General features: G+C 69.4%; 12 protein-coding genes and 1 pseudogene. 8 read left to right on the plus strand and 5 right to left on the minus strand.

Features of this window, described 5'->3' with window-relative positions; all coding sequences use genetic code 11:
• Nucleotides 1-135 precede the first annotated feature (135 nt).
• Both ACT3UF_RS09130 and ACT3UF_RS09135 read right to left on the minus strand, forming a co-directional pair.
• Nucleotides 136-1,614, minus strand: coding sequence for an NAD-dependent succinate-semialdehyde dehydrogenase (locus ACT3UF_RS09130; RefSeq protein ID WP_444599111.1), 1,479 nt, complete (start codon nucleotides 1,612-1,614; stop codon nucleotides 136-138).
• Nucleotides 1,615-1,704: 90 nt separating this feature from the next.
• A pseudogene (locus ACT3UF_RS09135) lies at nucleotides 1,705-3,676 on the minus strand (glycoside hydrolase family 15 protein).
• 51 nt (nucleotides 3,677-3,727) lie between these two features.
• On the opposite strand from ACT3UF_RS09135, the gene ACT3UF_RS09140 reads away from it, so the two are divergent.
• The gene (locus ACT3UF_RS09140) at nucleotides 3,728-5,221 is read left to right on the plus strand and encodes a dihydrolipoyl dehydrogenase family protein (protein WP_441445340.1); all 1,494 of its coding nucleotides are present in this window, start codon (nucleotides 3,728-3,730) and stop codon (nucleotides 5,219-5,221) included.
• Nucleotides 5,222-5,410: 189 nt separating this feature from the next.
• Here the strand turns inward: ACT3UF_RS09140 and ACT3UF_RS09145 are convergent, their stop codons facing one another.
• The 3 genes from ACT3UF_RS09145 to ACT3UF_RS09155 form a co-directional block, all read right to left on the minus strand.
• Complete coding sequence (locus tag ACT3UF_RS09145; protein WP_441445341.1) at nucleotides 5,411-6,958, minus strand: S10 family peptidase; 1,548 nt, start codon at nucleotides 6,956-6,958, stop codon at nucleotides 5,411-5,413.
• Nucleotides 6,959-7,305: 347 nt separating this feature from the next.
• Nucleotides 7,306-7,644 (minus strand): hypothetical protein, encoded by a 339-nt coding sequence (locus tag ACT3UF_RS09150; protein ID WP_441445342.1) that lies wholly within the window; start codon nucleotides 7,642-7,644, stop codon nucleotides 7,306-7,308.
• Between the two features lie 22 nt (nucleotides 7,645-7,666).
• Nucleotides 7,667-9,364 (minus strand): sodium:solute symporter family protein, encoded by a 1,698-nt coding sequence (locus tag ACT3UF_RS09155; protein WP_441445343.1) that lies wholly within the window; start codon nucleotides 9,362-9,364, stop codon nucleotides 7,667-7,669.
• A 459-nt stretch (nucleotides 9,365-9,823) separates the two neighbouring features.
• Between ACT3UF_RS09155 and ACT3UF_RS09160 the strand changes: the two genes are divergently transcribed.
• The 7 genes from ACT3UF_RS09160 to ACT3UF_RS09190 all read left to right on the plus strand — a co-directional run bounded on the left by ACT3UF_RS09160 (nucleotide 9,824) and on the right by ACT3UF_RS09190 (nucleotide 19,863).
• The gene (locus ACT3UF_RS09160; protein WP_444599110.1) at nucleotides 9,824-11,062 is read left to right on the plus strand and encodes an ABC transporter substrate-binding protein; all 1,239 of its coding nucleotides are present in this window, start codon (nucleotides 9,824-9,826) and stop codon (nucleotides 11,060-11,062) included.
• Nucleotides 11,059-11,943, plus strand: coding sequence for a carbohydrate ABC transporter permease (locus ACT3UF_RS09165; RefSeq protein WP_441445345.1), 885 nt, complete (start codon nucleotides 11,059-11,061; stop codon nucleotides 11,941-11,943). The genes ACT3UF_RS09160 and ACT3UF_RS09165 overlap by 4 nt, the downstream gene beginning before the upstream one ends.
• Nucleotides 11,940-12,872, plus strand: coding sequence for a carbohydrate ABC transporter permease (locus ACT3UF_RS09170; RefSeq protein ID WP_441445346.1), 933 nt, complete (start codon nucleotides 11,940-11,942; stop codon nucleotides 12,870-12,872). Before ACT3UF_RS09165 ends, ACT3UF_RS09170 begins: the two co-directional genes overlap by 4 nt.
• Nucleotides 12,873-13,018: 146 nt before the next feature.
• Complete coding sequence (locus ACT3UF_RS09175) at nucleotides 13,019-14,368, plus strand: serpin family protein (RefSeq protein WP_441445347.1); 1,350 nt, start codon at nucleotides 13,019-13,021, stop codon at nucleotides 14,366-14,368.
• Nucleotides 14,369-14,448: 80 nt separating this feature from the next.
• Entirely contained in the window at nucleotides 14,449-16,464 is a 2,016-nt protein-coding gene (locus ACT3UF_RS09180; protein WP_441445348.1) for a beta-galactosidase, read from the plus strand.
• 89 nt (nucleotides 16,465-16,553) lie between these two features.
• Nucleotides 16,554-18,509 (plus strand): glycoside hydrolase family 35 protein, encoded by a 1,956-nt coding sequence (locus ACT3UF_RS09185; protein WP_441445349.1) that lies wholly within the window; start codon nucleotides 16,554-16,556, stop codon nucleotides 18,507-18,509.
• 181 nt (nucleotides 18,510-18,690) lie between these two features.
• Nucleotides 18,691-19,863 carry a Gfo/Idh/MocA family protein gene (locus tag ACT3UF_RS09190; RefSeq protein ID WP_441445350.1) on the plus strand — a complete coding sequence of 391 codons (1,173 nt, stop codon included), beginning with the start codon at nucleotides 18,691-18,693 and terminating at the stop codon, nucleotides 19,861-19,863.
• Nucleotides 19,864-19,869 lie beyond the last annotated feature (6 nt).

Genomic DNA, 19,869 nt, shown 5'->3' on the forward strand with positions numbered 1-19,869 from the left:
GCCCGGCTCTGGACGGAGGCGGGGGTCGTTGATGGGACCTTCCGGCACGACCGTAGCGACTCGCGAGCCCTGGTGCAATCGATTGCTGAAATCTCTGTCGCCGACCTCCGACGAGCGGGCCGACGTCCTACCAGTTCACAGCGGCAGGCGCACGTAGGTGGTCTCGAGGAATTCGGTGAGGCCCTCATGGGAGCCCTCACGGCCCAGCCCGGACTCCTTGACCCCGCCGAAGGGGGCCGACGGATCGGAGGCGACCCCGAGGTTCACCGCGACCATCCCCGATTCGAGCCGGCCGGTCACCGCGGTGATCTCGCGGAGATCCTCCGCGATGACGTAGGCCATCAGCCCGAACTCGGTGTCGTTCGCCGCGGCGGTCATCTCCTCGACGTCATCGAGCACGGTCAGCGGGGCCAGCGGCCCGAAGATCTCCTCGCGATGGATCCGCGCCTCGCGCGGCACGTCGGTGAGCACGGTCGCCGGGAAGAAGAAGCCCGGACCCTCGCTCCGGGTGCCCCCGGTGAGCACCCGTGCGCCACGGTCGACCGCGTCGGCCGTGAGCTCCTCGACCTTCTCGAGCCCGGCCTCGTCGATCAGCGGGCCGAGGGTGGTCCCCGCCTCCGCGCCCGGGCCGAGGACCAGCTGCTCGGTGCGCTCGACCAGCTTCGCGGTGAACTCCTCGGCCACCGAGGAGTGGACGTAGAAGCGATTCGCGGCAGTGCAGGCCTCACCGTTGTTGCGGAACTTCGCGAGCATCGCCGCCTCCACCGCGGTGTCGACGTCTGCGGAGGGCAGCACCAGGAACGGGGCGTTGCCGCCCAGCTCCATGGAGGTCTTCAGCACGTGCTCGGCGGATTGCGCGATGAGGGTGCGGCCCACGCCGGTGGAGCCCGTGAAGGACACCTTCCGCAGCCGGGGATCAGCCATCAGCGTGGAGGACAGGCCCTTCGAATCGCTCGTCACCACGCAGTTCACCACCCCGTCCGGGACACCCGCCTCGGCGAGGATGGCCATCAGCGCGAGCGAGGTCAGCGGAGTCTTCTGGGCGGGCTTGAGCACCACGGTGCAGCCGGCCGCGAGCGCCGGGGCGATCTTCCGGGTGCCCATCGAGAGCGGGAAGTTCCACGGAGTGATCAGCAGGGTGGGGCCGACGGGCCGGGCGACCGTCACGATCGCGTGGTCTGCGGCCGGGGCGTGGCGGAAGCGGCCGGGCAGGCGCACCGCCTCCTCGCTGAACCAGCGCAGGAACTCCGCGCCGTAGGTGACCTCGCCATAGGCCTCCGCGAGCGGTTTGCCCATCTCGAGAGTCATCAGCGCCGCCAGGTCATCGGCCCGCTCGTGGCACAGCTCGTAGGCGCGGCGCAGGATCTCCGAGCGTTCCCGCGGGGTGGTCGCGGCCCAGTCCTCCTGGGCGGTGTGCGCCGCTTCGAGGGCCTGCATGCCGATCGCTGCGGCGTCGGCGTCGACGACCTGCGTGAGTGCCTGGCCGGTGGCCGGGTCGATCACCTCGAGCGAGGGCGTGCCGCCGAGGAAGCTGCCGCCTACGAAGGAGCTGCGCGGGGTGCGCTCGAGCAGCTCGGTGATCGTGGCGGGGGTGAGGGCAGGGCGGTGGGTCATGGGGTGCTCCTCCTGTGGTCGTCGGGGGTCCTTCCCAGTCTGCACCCGCCGTGCGAGCGTTCGCCGACCGTCCGGCCGGGCGCCGCCCGGTCAGGCGCGCGCCACGGCCAGAGCATCCACGGCCCGGATCAGTCCCAGATGGCTGAAGGCCTGGGGGAAGTTCCCGGCCATGCGGCGGGCCCCGGTGTCGTACTCCTCGGCCAGCAGGGTGTCGAGCAGGGCTTCGGCATCGGCCGTGCGGCCGGAGGAGGCGTACTGTTCGACCAGCCAGAAGCAGCACACCAGGAAGGGATGCTCATCGCCGGGCAGGCCGTCCTGGCCCTGGGTGCGGTAGCGCAGGATCAGCCCGTTCTCCACGTGCAGGTCCTGCTCGATCCGCGCGACGGTGGCGAGCACGCGCGGATCATCCGCCGGCAGGAACCCGGTGTGCGGGATCTGGAGCAGAGAGGCGTCCACCTCGGTGGAGTCGTAGGTCTGGGTGAATGCGCCGTCGGGGCCGACGCCGCGGGTCAGCACCTCCTCGCGCACCTGCTCCCGCAGCCGCTCCCAGAGCGCCAGATCCTCGGCGCTCGCCGGCAGGTGATGGCGGCGCACCGCATCGATCGCGCGGTCGAACACCGCCCAGACCATCACCCGGCCGTGGGTGAAGAAGGCGGGCTCCCCGCGCATCTCCCAGATACCCTGATCGGGCTCGTCCAGGCGGTCGATGGTGAAGCGCACGAGCGCCTTCTGCAGCGGCCAGGACCACTGCGTCTCCTCGACGCCGGCATCGCGCATCATCGCCAGGGCGATCATCACCTCGCCCACCACGTCGGCCTGGAACTGACCGGCGGCACCGTTGCCGATCCGCACTGGCGCGGATTCCTCGTAGCCGGGCAGGTGCGTAAGCTCCCGCTCCAGCAGGTTCCGGTCCCCGGTGATCGAGTACATGATCTGCAGCCGCTCGGGATCCCCGGCGATCGCGCGCAGCAGCCATTCCCGCCACCCGGCGGCGGCGTCGACGTGCCCGTGGGTCAGCAGCGCCTCGAGCGAGAGCGCCGCGTCCCGCAGCCAGCAGCCAGCAGAAGCGGTAGTCCCAGTTGCGCACCCCGCCGAAGTCCTCCGGCAGGCTGGTGGTGGCCGCGGCGACGATCCCGCCGGTGCGGCGATGGGTCAGGGCCCTCAGCACCAGCAGGGAGCGGGCCACCGGCTGGGCATGCTCCTCATCGACCCGCACCTGTCCCAGCCAGCCCGTCCACTCCGCGATGGTGCGCTCGAGCTCTCTGCGGGTGTCCTGCACCGGAGGCACCTCGAGCCAGGAGGGGAACCAGGTGAGGACCCAGGCGGTCTCCTCCCCGGCGCCAAGGCGGTGGCGTCCCTGATGGGAGCGGTTCTCTCCGGCGGTCAGCGCCGGTCCGTGCAGCGCGATCCCGTCACCGCCGGCGATCGCGATCAGCACCTTCTCCCCGGCGACATCCTCGCCCCGGCGCACCCAGGGCGCTGCCAGCCCGTATTCGAACCGGATCTTCAGTTCCTGGACCACCTCGACCTCGCCGCCGGTGCAGCGCACCAGGCGGACCAGATCGGCGTGATCCTCGGTGTCACCGCGCAGGGACCCCGCAGAGCCGGGGGAGGAGCCGGACGCAGAGCCCGAGGCCTCGCCCTCGTCGTCGCGCTCGTCATCGGGTTCAGCGTCTCTCTGGTCGCCGTCCTGGTCCCCGTCCTCGTACTGGTCCGCCGGTCCGGTGCCTGGCAAGGCCGAGTCGGAGCTCTCCGCCTCGGGGGTGGAGGCGTCGCCTCCGGCGACCGGCATGAATTCGGTGACCGTCGCCGTGCCGGTGGGGGAGCGCCACGTGGTCTCCAGCACCATCGTGCCGGGAAGGTAGCGGCGTGAGAGGACCTCGCCGTCGGCGATGCGCAACGACCAGTGCCCGTGCTCCTCCGTCCCCAGCAACGAGCAGAACAGTGCGTCGGAGTCGAAGCGCGGCAGGCACAGCCAGTCGATATCCCCCTCGCGCGTGACGAGCGCGGTGGTGCGCTGATCCGAGAGCCGGGCGTGGTCTTCGATGAGGGGTGCAGCCATGCTGCCAGTCCATCACGGCGGGGGCGGATCGGGGAGGTCTACGATGGATTCATGGCTCCAGCGCAGCGCACCGCCCAGACCCTCTCCTTCGACATCCTGGTGATCGGCTGGGGCAAGGGAGGCAAGACCCTCGCCGCCACGCTCGGGGCCGCGGGCCGACGGGTCGCGGTGATCGAGCAGTTCGAGTCCATGCACGGGGGCACCTGCATCAACATCGGCTGCGTGCCCACCAAGACCCTGATCCACGACGCCGAGCAGCGACGGGACGGCGAGGACCCCCAGCAGTTCTGGGCCCGTGCCGTCACCCGCCGCGACACCGTGGTGGGGAAGATGCGCGAGGTCAACCATGCGATGCTCGCCGATCTCGACGCCGTCACCCTGATCGACGGCCGGGCCCGCTTCACCGGCGAGCGCACCGTCGAGGTCACCGGCGGGGCGGACAGCCTGGCCGTGACCGCGCCAGTTGTCATCGTGAACACAGGCGCCTCTCCGGTACGTCCGGACCTGCCCGGCCTCGACTCCGCACGGGTGCATGACTCGACCTCGCTGCAGCATGTGGACCCCTTCCCCGCCCGCCTCGTGATCATCGGCGCCGGACCGATCGGACTCGAGTTCGCCTCGATGTTCGCGGGCTACGGGGCCGAGGTGACAGTGCTGAACCGTCGCGAGCGGCTGCTGCCCGGAGAGGACGCGGACGTCGCCGGCGAGGTCGCCGCCGTGCTCGAGGGAGACGGGATCACCGTGCTGAACTCCGCCTCGGCGCAGGCGATCGAGGATGGCCCGTCCGGCGCCACCGTGGTGGCCGACGGCGGGGGACACGAGCAGCGGATCGAGGCCGACGCGGTGCTGCTCGCGACCGGCCGACGCCCCGCCACCGATGGGCTGGGGCTCGAGGCCGCGGGGATAGAGACCGACCAGCGCGGCGCGATCACCGTCGACGAGCACCTGCGCACCAGCGCCGAGGGCGTGTTCGCGATCGGGGACGTGCACGGCGGTGAGCAGCAGACCTACCTGTCCCTCGACGACTTCCGGGTGGTGCTCTCCCAGCTGACCGGCGAGGGGAACCGCAGCACCTCCTGGAACAGCACTTCCGGGAGCAGTGCGCCCTGGAACAGCACCTCCGGGAGCAGCGCGTCCGGGGGCAGCGCGTCCGGCCGCACCACCACCGACCGCATCGCGGTGCCGACCACCATCTTCCTCACCCCGCCGCTCGCGGCCGTCGGCCTCACCGAGACCGAGGCGCTCGCCGAGGGGCGGAAGATCCTGGTGGCGAGCCAGCAGGTCGCGACCATCAAGGCGATGCCGCGCCCGAAGGCGGTGGCCGATCCACGAGGCCTGGTCAAGATCGTGGTCGACGCGGAGACCGATCAGATCCTCGGCGCGCGACTGTTCCACGTCGACGCCCAGGAGGTCATCAACCTTCTCGCGCTCGCGATGCGCACCGGCACCACCGCGACCCAGCTCAAGAACGGGATCTGGACCCACCCCTCCTCGACCGAGGCGCTCAACGAGACGCTCGGGCAGCTGGCACCGCTGCTGGGCTGAGCGCAGCCAGGGTCGGGAAGACGCGAGGTGCGGCGCAGTGAGGCGCAGTGCCGTGCTGAGACCTGATCTGGTGCTGACTCCTGATCGAGTCGTGAGAAGTGTGCAGTTCCGGGGTCGCTAGCCGCACGGAACTCACGACTGGGTGGGCAGGAGGCGGCTCCGCGAGCAGGGCCGCCCGGTCCGGGCAGGTCACTCCGAGGCGTCTGCGTCCACATCGGCCTCCGCGTCGTCAGTGCCTGCGGGCTCCGCGCCGGTGACGAACTCGCTCAGGTGCTGCGAGAGGGCGAGCCGGCTGGGCTCGTGGCAGTACATCATGTGCCCCGCCTCGTAGTACTCGATGCGGATCCGCTCGCTGTAGTCCTCGCGCGGGATCGCGAGCTGGGCGAGCACGGTCTCGCTGGCGTGGAACGGGGTCGCGGCGTCGTGATAGCCGTGGGAGACCAGCACCTTGGTGTGCGGGGACTTCCGCAGCAGCCGGGAGAGGTCCGAGGCGACCTCGACCGAGCGGTTCTCGAAATCCTTGTAGCTCCACGGATGGACACGGCCGGACATGATCTCGTAGATCACGTCGGAGGAGAACTCGAGCTCGCTGCGAAGATACTGGTTGATCGCCGCGGTGTACGACGGGGCGAGCTGATCGATCGACGGATCGGTCTCCATCCTCGCGGAGTTCCCGTTCCCGGCCGGGGCGGTGAAGCGACCGTCGATGCGACCCGTGACCAGGCCCTGATCGCGCAGCAGCTCGGCGAGGAAGGCCAGATGCTCCACGCGCAGGTCCGCGCGCTCCACCCAGTCCGGGTCCACCCCGATCAGTGCGCCGATGCGGGCCGCGGCTTCCTGCGTCTGCTCAGGTGCCAGGCGCAGACCGGCCGCGAGCAGCGCCGGGTACTCCTGCTCGGCGAAGGCCTCCGCCTCGTCGACCACGTCCTGCAGCAGCCGGCCCTCATGCTTGCCGTGCGCATGGGCGATCGCGGCATAGGTGGGCAGGTAATGGATGTACGGGCTGTCGTTGCCCTCGGAGAACACGATCGTGCCGAAGTCGAGTACCGGGGAGATCAGCGCGATCCCGGCAACGGCCACGTAGTAGCGGTCCATCAGGTGCGCGGCGACCGCGGAGGCGCGGGTGGTGCCGTAGGACTCCCCGGCCAGGTGGATCGGGGAGGTCCAGCGCTGATTGCGGCTCAGCCAGTCGATGATGAACGCGGCGATGAGATCGCGGTCGGCGGTGAGCCCGTGATGGCGATCCGGCTTCTGCCCGGGTGCGGGACGGGAGTAGCCGGTGGTCATCGCATCGACCACCACGAGATCGGCGTCGCGCAGGATCGTCTCGTGGTTGTCCAGCAGTCGGTGCGGGGGAGCGGTCGGGGAGCCGGCATCCCCGGAATCCACGCGGCGCGGCCCCAGCAGGCCCAGATGCAGCCAGACCGTCGAGGCGCCCGGACCGCCGTTGAACGCGAACATCACCGGACGCGGCCCCGCACCCTCGACGCCCTGGGCGACATACGAGACGGAGAACAGCTCCGCGTAGGCGGCGCCGCGCCCGTACTCCTCGCCCTCGGGCTCCTCCTTCAGCACCACAGTGCCGGCGGTGGCCGTGTAGTCGAGCGTCCCGTCGGGGAGTGCGAGCGAGTGCAGCGTGGTGACCAGGTGGTCCTCACGGGCGGGCTTCTCGGCGGCGGATGACGGGACGGTGGCGGTGTTCTCGTGGGTGCTGGCGGGGCGGGGCTGGTCGGTCACTCATGCTCCTTCATCGGATGCGGTGTCGGCATCGATGGTATGCGAGCTGCGCAGGGCAAGGACCAGGTGGGGAGCGCGCACCCGGGGATGGTGCCTGGTGGGGTGACCTGGTGACCTGGTGACCTGGTGGCCCGGTCGCCCGCGGCTCGTCGCGCCGCGACACGCAGGCGTGGAACGCGCGAATCCACCGATATCTTCCAGGAACGGAAGATATCGGTGGATTCGATGGCGAGCGCACGGCGTGTCTGGGGCCGGGCTCCTCCAGCGCGTCCTTCGCCGCGAGGTCTTGGCTCCTGCCCGGTGTGTCCGGGGCCAGGAAGGTGGGGCAAGGCCAGGGAGGGACGTGCTCAGTCGAGCGCCGCGATGTCGCGGGGCTCCTCCGCGCCGTCCTCGTTCTCGCGCACGACCATCCGGATCGGGTCCAGCTTCGTCCACAGGATGAAGAGGATCCCGACGATGTGCATCGCCAGTCCCGCCCAGAGGTTGGCGTTCAGCCCGCCGGTCTTCGCGGCCTCGACGGGGGTGAAGGCGAACAGGCCCATCCCCAGCAGGACCAGGCCGAACAGGCCCAGCAGGGAGCCGATGAAGTTGCGGATGTCGAAGGCGCCTGCGGTCCGGACCGCAGCGGCTTCGGGGGTGCCGGATCCGCGGTCCGCGGTCGGGTTCTGATCCTTGTGTGTGCTCATGGGTTCTCTCTTCCGTCCGCGCTCAGGCGAAGACGATGTTCAGGATGATGACCAGGACCAGGGCGATGCCGGCCATGGGGGCGGGACGGCGCCAGAAGGGCAGGTCCTTCTCCTCGGGATCCACGAGGTCTGCCTTCGGGGTCTCCGAGTAGACCAGGCCCTTCAGCTCATGCGCGGGCTTCGGGGCGGTGAACCGGGTGACGATCACCGAGACCACGATGTCGACGACGAACGCGGTCGCGGCGCTCACGAAGGCGAGGCCCTGGCCCGGCAGCTCGAAGACGCCGAAGAAGGTGGAGGCGCTCCACAGGGCGACGGCGGCGAGGGTGCCGGAGACCAGGCCGGCCCAGCCGGCCGTCGGCGTCATCCGCTTCCAGAACATGCCCAGGATGAAGGTCGCGAACAGCGGGGCGTTGAAGAATCCGAAGAGGGTCTGCAGGTAGTCCATGAGGTTCGAGAACTGCCCGGCGATCAGTGCGGTGAAGATCGCGATCACGCAGGCCGCGGCGGTCGCGATGCGGCCCACCTTCATGTAGTGGCCGTCGGGCGCGTCCTTCTTCACGTACTGCTGGTAGAGGTCGTAGCTGACCACCGTGTTGAAGGCGGAGATGTTCGCGGCCATACCGGCCATGAACGCGGCGAGCAGGCCGGCGATCGCCACGCCCAGCAGGCCGTTGGGCAGCACGTCCCGCATGAGCAGCAGCAGGGCGTCGTTGTAGGTGACGCCGGTGGCCGCGGCACCGGCCGCGTCCCCGCCCACGTCCAGCTGCTTGAACTCGGTGAGCTCGCCGACCAGGATCGCGGCGATCATGCCGGGGACGATCACGATGAAGGGGATCAGCATCTTGGGGAAGGCGCCGATGATCGGGGTCATCCGGGCGGCGGTGATCGACTTGCTGGCCATCGCGCGCTGGACCTCCACGAAGTTCGTGGTCCAGTAGCCGAAGGAGAGCACGAAGCCGAGGCCGAACACGATGCCCACCACGGACAGCACCGGGCTGTCGAAGCCGGAGAGCGCCTGGCCGGGCCAGGTGTGCAGCTGCTCCTCGCCGAGCATGCCGTCACCGGCGATGCGCTCCTTCATCCCGCTCCACCCGCCCACGCGGTGCAGGCCGATCAGGGTCAGCGGCAGCAGCGCTGCGACGATCACGAAGAACTGCAGCACCTCGTTGTAGATCGCGGCGGAGAGCCCGCCCACGGTGATGTAGAACAGCACGAACGCGGCGGCGAGCACGAGGCCCACCCACATCGGCCAGCCCAGCAGGCGGTTCACGATGGTGGCGAGCAGCGAGAGGTTCACGCCGGCGATCAGCAGCTGCGCGACGGCGAAGCTGATGGAGTTCACCAGGTGCGCCCCGGTGCCGAAGCGCATGCGCATGAACTCGGGGACCGAGCGCACCTTGGAGCCGTAGTAGAAGGGCATCATCACCACGCCCAGGAACAGCATCGCCGGGACGGCGCCGACCCAGAAGTAGTGCATGGTCGGCATGCCGTACTGGGCGCCGGTGGCGGACATGCCCATGATCTCGACGGCGCCGAGGTTGGCGGAGATGAAGGCGAGGCCGGTGACCCAGGCGGGCAGCGAGCGGCCCGAGAGGAAGAACTCGATGGAGGTGGAGACGCCGCGCTTGGCGTACCAGCCCACTCCGAGCACGAAGGCGAAGTACAACGCGATGATCGCGTAGTCGATCCACTGGGCGTCGAGGCGGAGGTCGACCATGAAGCAGTTCCTTGGGGACGGGGAGGGCGCGGTGGCGGCGAAGGCCGCGGCGGGCGCAGGTGATGCGGCATCTGGAGGTGCCGGAGCGTGACGTTACCACCGGGTAGTTCGTCATGGGCGCCGGATGCGGGCAACTGCGGGCCAGGAGGGCGGCAGTGTGGTGCTTACCGCATCTGCGGGGCCCTGAGCGGGGCTCTTGCGGGGCCCGGGGCAGCGCGCGGTGAGGGGCTCGGCGGGGCTGCGCGGCGCGCCGGATCGCGCCCCCTTCTCAAATCGTGAACGTTCACGGTAGCATCCTTGCCATCCACCGGATCGACGCTATGCTCGGGTGGAATTCACCGACGAATTGTGACAGGGAGAGCGATGACGCCACGTCTTTCACGCCGAGCCGCGTTGGCGGGGGGCGGAGCGGCAGTCGCCGCCGGCCTCGCCGCCTGCGCGCCGCCTAACCCCGGTGAGGTGAATGCAGCACCCACCATTCCGCCCGCGGAGGGCAAGGTGCACCTCTCCTACTGGGCCTGGCTCAAGGACCTGCAAAACGTCTGCGATGTCTTCAACGAGTCGCAGGACCGGATCCAGGTCGACGCCACCTGGATACCCGGGGGCAACACCGGCGGCTACGCGAAGATCCTCTCCGCCATCGCCGCCGGCGGCGGCCCGGACATCGCCCAGGTCGAGCTGCGCCAGATCCCCGAGTTCGCCCTCGCCGGCGCCCTGGTGGATCTCTCCCGCTACGGCTTCGACGAGCAGGAGTCCCTGTTCGATCCAGGAGCCATCAGCCAGGCGAAGGTCGGCGACACCATCTGGGGCGTCCCGCAGGACACCGGCCCCGTGGCCACCTTCTACAACCGCGAGGTGCTCGAGGAGGAGCTGGGCCTTTCCGTCCCCGCCACCTGGGATGAGTTCTACGAGACGGCGGGCATCGTCTCCGAGGCCGGCAAGATGCTGATCAGCCTGGACCCCTCCGACGGCTCCCACCCGATCGCCTGGGTGATGCAGGCCGGCGCGAACTGGTTCCGTCCCGAGGGTGACGGCTGGATCGTCGACATGACCGGCGACGCCTCGATGCGGGTTGCCGAGTACTGGGACCGCATCTTCGCCGAGAAGCTGGTGGGCACCGGATACGGCTCGTTCACGACCCCCTGGTACGCCGCGGCGGCCGACGGGAACGTGCTCGCCTCCATCAGCGGGTCCTGGTCCGATGCGCTGGCCAAGACCATCCCCGGCGGCGAGGGCAAATGGGCCGTGGCGCCCATGCCCACCTGGCCCGACGGCTATGCCTCGGGCGGGCACGGCGGATCGGCCGCAGCGGTCTCCTCCACCAGCGCGCATCCGGCCGAGGCGCTCGAGTTCCTGACCTGGATGTGCACCGACCCCGCCGGGATCGACGCCATGATCGAGCACTCCGGCATCGGCTGGTCCCCGGCGGCCGACTACATCGGGAAGATCCGCCAGCAGCCCGACGACTTCTTCTCCGGACAGAACTACAACGAAGACGTCATCGTCCCGATGGCCGAGGGCCAGAACCTCGAGTGGACCTGGGCACCGCTGATGCAGCGCGTCCAGGCCATCGTCGGGGACGGCATGACCACCGCCGTCACCGGCGAAGTCCCGCTCGCAGACATGTTCGCCGCAGCGCAGACGGAGATCGTCGAGATCATGCGCACCATCGGCCTGAACGCGGAGGAGGCACGATGAGATCGAGAACTGCCCCATGGGTGCTGCTGGCACCCTTCCTGATCCTGTTCATCGGCACCATGATCATCCCGATCATCATGGCGATCGGCTACAGCTTCACCCGGGTCGAGCGCAAGGGCCTGCTGGGCGAGGGCGGTACCGAGAGCGTCTTCGCGGGCCTGGACAACTATCTCGCCGCGCTGACCAACGTCAACTTCATCGAGTCGATCGGGCGCATGATCCTGTTCGGCGTGGTGCAGGTGACCGTGATGATCGTGGCCGCCACGATCCTGGCGCTGCTGCTGGAGAGCGCCTCGGCGAAGTGGCCGGGCTTCTTCCGCGCCACCTACTTCCTGCCCTACGGGATCCCCGGCGTGATCGCCACGATCCTGTGGTCCTTCCTGTACATCCCCGGTCTCTCGCCGATCATCGACGTCCTCGCAGTGGTCGGGATCGACGTCGACTTCCTGGGCCCGAGCATGGTGCTGTGGTCGATCGCGAACATCGTGACCTGGACCTACACCGGCTACAACATGCTGATCATCATCGCGCAGCTGAAGTCGATCCCCGGTGATCTGTACGAGGCCGCGAAGCTCGACGGTGCGAGCTCGTTCCGGGTCGCGATGGCGATCCAGCTGCCGCTGATCCGCCCCGCCCTGATGCTCACGATCATCTTCTCGATCATCGGCACCCTGCAGCTGTTCGCCGAGCCGCGGCTGCTGCAGACGATGAGCGCAGGCATCACCTCGGAGTACACCCCGAACATGTCCGCCTACGCCTTCGCATTCCAGTACAACGACATCGGCATGGCGGCGGCGCAGTCCGTGATCATCGCACTGGCCGCCTTCCTGCTCTCGGCGGTTGCGCTGGGAGTCTCCAACTGGACGGAGAAGCGCTCATGAGCACCGCCGACACCACCACCACGACTCGCCCCGCAGGGCGTCGCAGGGACTCGGCCAAGGACTCCCGCGCCGGTTCTCGTGATGCGGGCCGCAAGCCCACCACCACGATCATCATCACCGCACTGCTGGTGATCGTGGCGCTCTACTTCCTGGTCCCCGTCTACTGGGTGCTGATCAACGCCACCAAGTCCACCGAGGATCTGTTCGGCACCGGCGGCTTCTGGTTCGGCGAGGACTTCCAGTTGCTGGAGAACCTCCGTGCCGTGCTCGACGCCAACGGCGGCATCTTTCCCCGCTGGGGCTTGAACTCGCTGCTCTATGCGGGGGTGGGCTCGGTGCTGGCGACCTACTTCGCCACCGCCGCCGGTTACGCCCTGGCCAAGTACCGCTTCCGGGGCCGGAACTTCGTGTACGCGCTGGTCCTGGGAGGCGTGCTGGTCCCCGGCACCGCCGTCGCCCTGCCGCTGTTCTTCCTGTTCAGCTCGATGGGCATCACCAACACCTACTGGTCGGTGCTGATCCCCTCGCTGGTGAGCCCCTTCGGGCTGTTCCTCGCCTCGATCTACGCGAGCGCCGCGGTGCCCGAGGAGATGCTCGAGGCGGGCCGGATCGACGGGGTGGGGGAGCTGGGCCTGTTCCATCGCCTCGCGCTGCCGCAGCTGACCCCGGCTCTGGTGACCATCCTGCTGTTCCAGTTCGTCGCGATCTGGAACAACTACATGCTCCCGCTGGTGATGCTGGCCGACGAGAAGCTCTACCCGATCACCCTGGGCCTGGACAACTGGCGGGCCCAGACGGACCGGCTGCCGGAGTTCTACCAGCTCACCATCGGTGGCGCCCTGCTCTCGGTGATCCCGTTGGCGATCCTCATCCTGGTGCTGCAGCGCTTCTGGCGCGGCGGCCTCACGGAGGGCTCGGTCAAGGGCTGACCCCTACAGCCTGACCCTTACAGCCTGACCCATGGTCGGGCACCGATGCTCAGGCGCCGGTGCCCGACCAGCGTCATGTGGGGGCGGTGAGGCGCCGGGAGGCGTCGGCCCTTGCCACGGGCGCCTGCGCATCGTTCGATAGAGGCATGCGCACCACCTCTGCCTCCGCACACCCCGAGCTGCGGCGCCCCCAGGTGCGCCGTCGCTCGCTGCTGGCCACCTCGGCGCTGCTGCCGCCTCTCGCCCTGGGCCTGGCCGCGTGCGGAGGGCAGGATGAGGGCGAGGGCCCGGATCTCGCCGCGGAGCTGCCACGGGCCGCGCCGGGCCCGGCGGACGATGCCGGCGGCGTCGCGATTCCCTTCACCGCGAGGATGCTCGGCGCGATCGACCGCGCGGAGGTCAACGCGGTCTGCTCGCCGCTGTCCGCGCAGGTCGCGCTCACGATGGTCGGCATGGGGGCGGCCGGGCAGACCCTCCAGCAGATGGAAGAGGTGCTCGGTGGGAGCATGGAGGTCCTCGCCGAGGGTGCGAACACGCTCTCGCAGCTGCTGGCCACCGTCGGCGACGAGGAGCGGGAGCTCGATGACGACGAGGCGCCCGAGCCGGCCCGTGCCTCGCTCGTGAACGGGACCTGGCTCCAGGAGGGCTTCGAGATCCAGGAGACCTTCCTCGAAGACCTTGCCACCTGGTTCGGCAGCGGGCTCTTCGAGGCGGACTTCACCGACGACGCCGAGCGTGAGCAGGCCCGGGAGGAGATCAACGAGTGGGTCGCCGACTCCACCGACGACCTCATCGAAGAGCTGATCCCCGAGGGCATCCTGGACTCGAACACCCGCCTCGTGCTGGTCAACGCCCTGCACCTGAAGGCCGCTTGGCCCGAGGAGCTCACGAAGGGCGGCGGCACCTTCACCACTGCGGACGGCTCGGAGCTGAGCGCCGAGATGCTCCACGGCAGCACCTCCACCTGGTACGAGGACGAAGTGTGCCGGGCGACCTCTCTGGGCACCTACGGCGAAGACCTCGCGCTCGCGCTCGTGCAGCCCACCGGTGACCTCACCGACGTCCTCGATGCCTGGGCGGAGGCCGCATCCGGGAAGGATTCTGGTCTCGCCGCCCTGCTGAGCGGGCTCGAGGACTCGCAGGCCTCCACCCAGCTGGCCGTCCCCGCCTTTGACATCGGCTGGGAATCCGCGCTCAAGGACACGCTCAAGAGCCTCGGCATGACCGACGCCTTCGGCAAGGAGGCTGACTTCTCGGGCATTACCGGCGCGGTGGACCTGGTGATCGACGAGGTGCTGCAGAAGGCCGTGATCACGATCGACGAGCAGGGGATGGAGGCCGCCGCGGCGACCGCGGTGGTGATGGCCGAGACCTCCGCCCAGATCCCTGACCAGGAGCTCGTGCTGGACTCGCCCTTCCTGTTCCTCGCCTATGAGCGCTCCACGCTCGCCCCGCTGGTGGTCGGCTGGATCGGCGATCCCACCGAGACCCGCTGACGGACAGTCCCGAGCTGCAGCGGTGCCGGCGACTAGCCTGGTCGCACGCACTTCTGGATCGTTCTCGCAATGGAGGAGACATGACCGCTGCACGCCCCTGGCCGCTCGGAGTCGACGGGATCGCCTACGGCGGGGACTACAACCCCGAGCAGTGGCCCCGGGAGGTCCGGCTCGAGGACATCGAGCTGATGCGCGAGGCCGGCGTGAGTCTGCTCAGCGTCGCGATCTTCTCCTGGGCCATGCTCGAGCCGCGCGAGGGCGAGTACGACTTCGGCTGGCTCGACGAGGTGATGGACGACCTCGCCGACGCCGGGATCAAGGTCGCTCTCGCCACTGCGACCGCCTCCCCGCCGCCGTGGCTCACCCGGAACCACCCCGAGATCCTCCCGGTCACCGAGGACGGCACCGTGCTCGGCCAGGGCGGCCGACAGGCCTACGCCGTCTCCTCGCCTCTGTTCCGCGAGTACGCGCTGCGGATGACCCGCGTGATGGCCGAGCGGTACCGGGAGCATCCCGCGCTCGCGCTCTGGCATGTCGACAACGAGCTGGGCTGTCACGTGCCCCATGACTTCTCCGACCACGCCGCCGCAGCCTTCCGTCGCTGGCTGGAGGTGCGCTACGAGAGCATCGAGGCGCTGAACCACGCCTGGGGCACCGCCTTCTGGTCCCAGCGCTACGATTCCTTCGAGGAGATCCTGCCGCCGCGCGCCGCGCCCACCTACGCCAATCCCACCCAGCAGCTCGACTTCGCCCGCTACTCGAGCGACGAGCTGCTCACCCACTACCGGGCGCTGCGCGACGTGCTGCGCGAAGTCACCCCGCACGTCCCCGCCACCACCAACTTCATGCTCTCGAGCGCCACGAAGTGGATGGATTACTACTCCTGGGCGGGAGACGTGGACGTGGTCGCCAACGACCACTACCTGATCGCGGCCGATCCGCGCGGCCAGATCGAGCTGGCCTTCGCCGCGGACCTCTCCCGTGGCGTCGCCGGCGGTGACCCGTGGATCCTCATGGAGCACTCCACCTCCGCGGTGAACTGGCAGCCCCGCAACCGCACCAAGGGTCGCGGGGAGATGCTGCGCAACTCCCTCTCGCACGTCGCTCGCGGGGCCGACGGGGTGATGTTCTTCCAGTGGCGCCAGTCCCAGGCCGGCGCCGAGAAGTTCCACTCGGCGATGGTCCCGCACGGCGGGCGCGACACCGACGTGTGGCGCGGCACCGTGGCTCTGGGCCGCGCCCTGGAGTCCCTCGCCCCGGTCCATGGCAGCCGTGTGCTGAACCGGGTGGCGCTGGTCATGGACTATCCCTCCTGGTGGGCCAGCGAGCTGGACTCCCACCCCACCCAGGCCCTGCGCTACAGCGAGGAGATGCTGCGCTGGTACACCGCGCTGTGGGACCTCGGCATCGGGGTGGACATCGTCCCCACCAGCGCTGATCTGACGGGCTACGAGCTGGTGATCGCTCCGACCCTCTACACGGTCAGCGCCCAGGAGGCGGAGCGCCTGGACGAGGCCGCCCGTGCCGGAGCGCAGGTCGTGATCACCTTCTTCTCCGGGATCGTGGACGAGAACGAGCACATCTACCTCGGGGGCTACCCGGGCGCATTCCGAGACCTGCTGGGCGTGCGCACCGAGGAGTTCTACGCCCTGCAGGAGGGCGAGATCCTGCACCTGGATGACGGCACCGCCGCGGACATGTGGAGCGAGAAGACGCACCTCGAGGGTGCCGAAGCGATGCGCTCCTGGGCCGATGGTCCGCTGCACGGCTGGCCCGCGATCACCCGCAATGCCGTGGGGGAGGAGGGAGGCGCCGCCTGGTACGTGGCCGCCCATCCGGTGGCGGAGGGGCTCGAGACGCTGGTGGCGGAGGTCGTCGGCGCCGCGGGCGTGGAACCGACTGTGCCCGGCCTGCACCGCGATGTCGAGGCGGTGCGCCGCTTCGCCGAGGACGGCACCACCTATCTCTTCGTGCTCAACCACTCCGATCGCGATCAGGTGGTGCAGGTCAGTGGTCGGGAGCTGCTGCGCGACACCGAGGCGGACGGCGCCCACACCGTGCCCGTCGGCGCTGTCGCGGTGATCCGCGAGAGCTGAGCGACTGCGGGGCGTCGGGGCGTTGCCTGCCCTGCCGCCCGCTCCTGAGACACTGATGGAAGACGTGTGACCCGAGAGGACCTTCGACGATGACTGCCCTGCTCCAGCCCACCCCGGACGGGTTCCTCCGTGACGGGGAGCCGCATGTGGTGGTCTCCGGCGCGATCCACTACTTCCGCGTCCATCCTCAGCAGTGGCGCGACCGGCTGCGCCGCCTGGTCGCGATGGGCTGCAACACAGTGGAGACCTACGTGGCCTGGAACGTGCACCAGCCGGCCCGCGACGTCACCACCTTCGAGGGCTTCGCGGATCTGGGAGGCTTCCTCGACATCGCCGCGGAGGAGGGCCTCGACGCGATCGTGCGCCCCGGCCCGTACATCTGCGCCGAATGGGAGAACGGAGGCTTCCCCGGCTGGATCCTCGCGGACCGCAACCTCCGCCTGCGCAACCGCAACGCCCCCTATCTGGAGCTGGTCGACGCCTGGTTCGATCAGCTGATTCCGGTGATCGCCCACCGACAGGCGGCTCGCGGCGGCAACGTGGTGATGGTGCAGGTGGAGAACGAGTACGGCAGCTTCGGTGACGACACGGTGTACCTCGCGCACCTGCGCGACGGTCTGATCGCGCGCGGCATCGAGGAGCTGCTGGTGACCTCCGACGGGCCGGCACGGATGTGGCTGACCGGTGGCGCGGTCGACGGCGCGCTCGCGACCGTGAACTTCGGCTCCCGTGCTCTGGAGGTGCTGGCGATGGCCGAGGAGGAGCTGCCCGCCCAGCCGCAGATGTGCATGGAGTTCTGGAACGGCTGGTTCGACCACTGGGGCGAGGGGCACCACGAACGGACCGGCGGGGACGCCGCCGGGGAGCTCGCCGACATGCTCGATCACGGCATGAGCGTGAACTTCTACATGGCCCATGGCGGCACCAACTTCGGCCTGCAGGCCGGTGCCAACCACTTCGGCTTCCTCCAGCCCACCACCACCAGCTATGACTACGACGCCCCGATCGCGGAGAACGGTGCGCTGACCGAGAAGTTCCGCGCCTTCCGGGAGGTGATCGCGGAGCATCGTGAGCTGCCCCCGCTCGAGGAGCACCTCGAGCAGCTGGAGCTCGTCGCGCAGCCGGCGACTCTGCCTGCCGGAGACGTGAGGGTCGAGAAGCTCGCCTCGTTGCGCGGCACCGAGCGGTTCACCCGCGCCGCCGAGGTGCATCCCACGCCGCCCGCCTTCGAGGATGTCGGGCTGGAGCGGGGCCTTCTGCGACTCTCCCGGGAGATCGAGATCGCGGCGGTCGAGCGTGAAGGACGCCCCGAGATCTCCCCGCTGAAGCTCTACGACCTGCATGATCGTGCCTGGGTCTATGTGGACGGGGTCTACCTCGGGGCGACCGGCGTGGTCGGCAACGAGGAGAGCGAGATCGACCCGGCCACGATCGAGCTGACCCCGTTCCTCGGGCGGCTGCTGCCCGACGGCGGGCGCCGCACCGTGCGCGTCGAGATCCTGGTGGAGAACCTGGGACGCGTGAACTTCGGACCGAAGCTCGGGGAGCGCAAGGGCATCCTCGGCGGTGTCTGGCAGACCATCCGCTTCCTCAACGGCTGGGAGGCCGATTCCTGGCCGCTTGAGGAGATGGGGGCAGAGCTCGCCGCGCTGCTCGAGGCCGCTCCCTCGCTCACGGCCGGGCCCCACTCGGCGCTCACCGCCGGGGCCGACACTGCAGCATCCGACGCCGCACCACGCGCCACTGCAGCCAACGACGCTGCAGCATCCGATGCCGACGCGCTCCCGGTGCTGGTGGGCGCGTCCTTCGAGGCGGAGAGTCCCGCCGACACCTTCCTCGACGTCTCCGGCGCTGGCCACGGGGTGGCTTACGTGAACGGCTTCTGCGTGGGCCGCTATTGGAACATCGGTCCCCAGCTGACCCTCTACGTCCCCGCACCGCTGGTGCGCGAGGGCCGCAACGAGGTGCTGCTGCTGGATCTCGAGAAGCAGCCCACGCGGCTCGCGCTCGCCGCGGAGCACCGATTCGGGCGCACCGACGACTGAGAGCACGCGCTCCTGCAGAACACTGCAGGCCCGACCGGCTCTGCTTGACAGGGTGCCCCAGATCGGAAATGCTCCCACAATACCTGTAAATCGGTTAACAACAGTTGGGCACTGCGCTCCTCACACGAAGCTGTGACGATGAAGCGGTGCTGTCCCGGCTCCTCTCGAAAGCGGTCCCCTCATGAAAGACCTCCGGATCGGCGTCATCGGCTTCGGATCCCGCCATTACCTGGCCCTGCGTGCCCACCAGCCGGGGGAGGGCTCGGCGATCACCGTCGTCGCCGACCCGAGCGAGCTCGGCAAGGCGAACGCTCGCAAAGCGCTCGGCGAGGAGATCCCGACCGTGGATACCGTCGAGCAGCTGCTGGCCGACCATGAGGTCGACGCGGTCATGATCCTCACCCCTGACTTCGCGCATGCCTCGGTCGCGCTGACCACCCTCGAGGCGGGGATCCCCACCTTCTGCGAGAAGCCCATGGCGATCAGCGTCGAGGACACCGACGCGATGCTCGCGCTCGCGAAGGAGAAGCGGGCTCGGCTGTACATCGGCCACAACATGCGCCACATGCCGGTGGTGCGCCAGATGAAGGCGATCGTCGACTCGGGCCGCATCGGCCGGGTGCGCGCGATCTGGTGCCGGCACTTCGTGGGTGCCGGCGGCGACTTCTACTTCAAGGACTGGCACGCCGAGCGTGCGAAGTCGATGAGCCTGCTGCTGCAGAAGGGCGCCCACGACATCGACGTGATCCACTGGCTCGCCGGCGGCTACACCCGCCGGGTCTCCGGCATCGGTGACCTCGCCGTCTATGGCGACATTACCGATCGGCGCGACAACTCCGACCGCCTGATGCGCGACTGGTACGACGCCGACATCTGGCCACCCACGGCTCAGAAGGAGCTGAACCCCGTCATCGATGTCGAGGACATCTCGATGCTCAACATGACGCTGGACAACGGCGTGCTCGCCTCCTACCAGCAGTGTCACTTCACGCCCGACTACTTCCGCAATTACACGGTGATCGGGGACGCGGGCAGGATCGAGAACATGGGGGACGGCAGCGGGGACCAGATCCATATCTGGGAATCGCGCCGTTCGGGCCCCGGCCGGCCCGACGCCGTCGAGGTCATCGCCCGGGCCGACGGCGGCCACGGCGGCGCCGATCCCAGCCTGGTCGCCGAGTTCCTGCGCTTCGCCCGCTCCGGCGGGACCACCGAGGTCTCCGCCATTGCCGCACGTGAGGCCGTGGCCACCGGGGTGTACGGCGCGGAGTCGATCCGCAGCGGCGGGGTGCCGCTGGACGTGCCGCCGGTCCCGCAGGAACTGCGCGACTACTTCGACGACGGGCAGGTCTGAGCCCGG

The organism is Brachybacterium sp. AOP24-D1-21 (genome assembly GCF_052378665.1).
In the GTDB taxonomy this organism is placed as follows: Bacteria; Actinomycetota; Actinomycetes; order Actinomycetales; family Dermabacteraceae; genus Brachybacterium.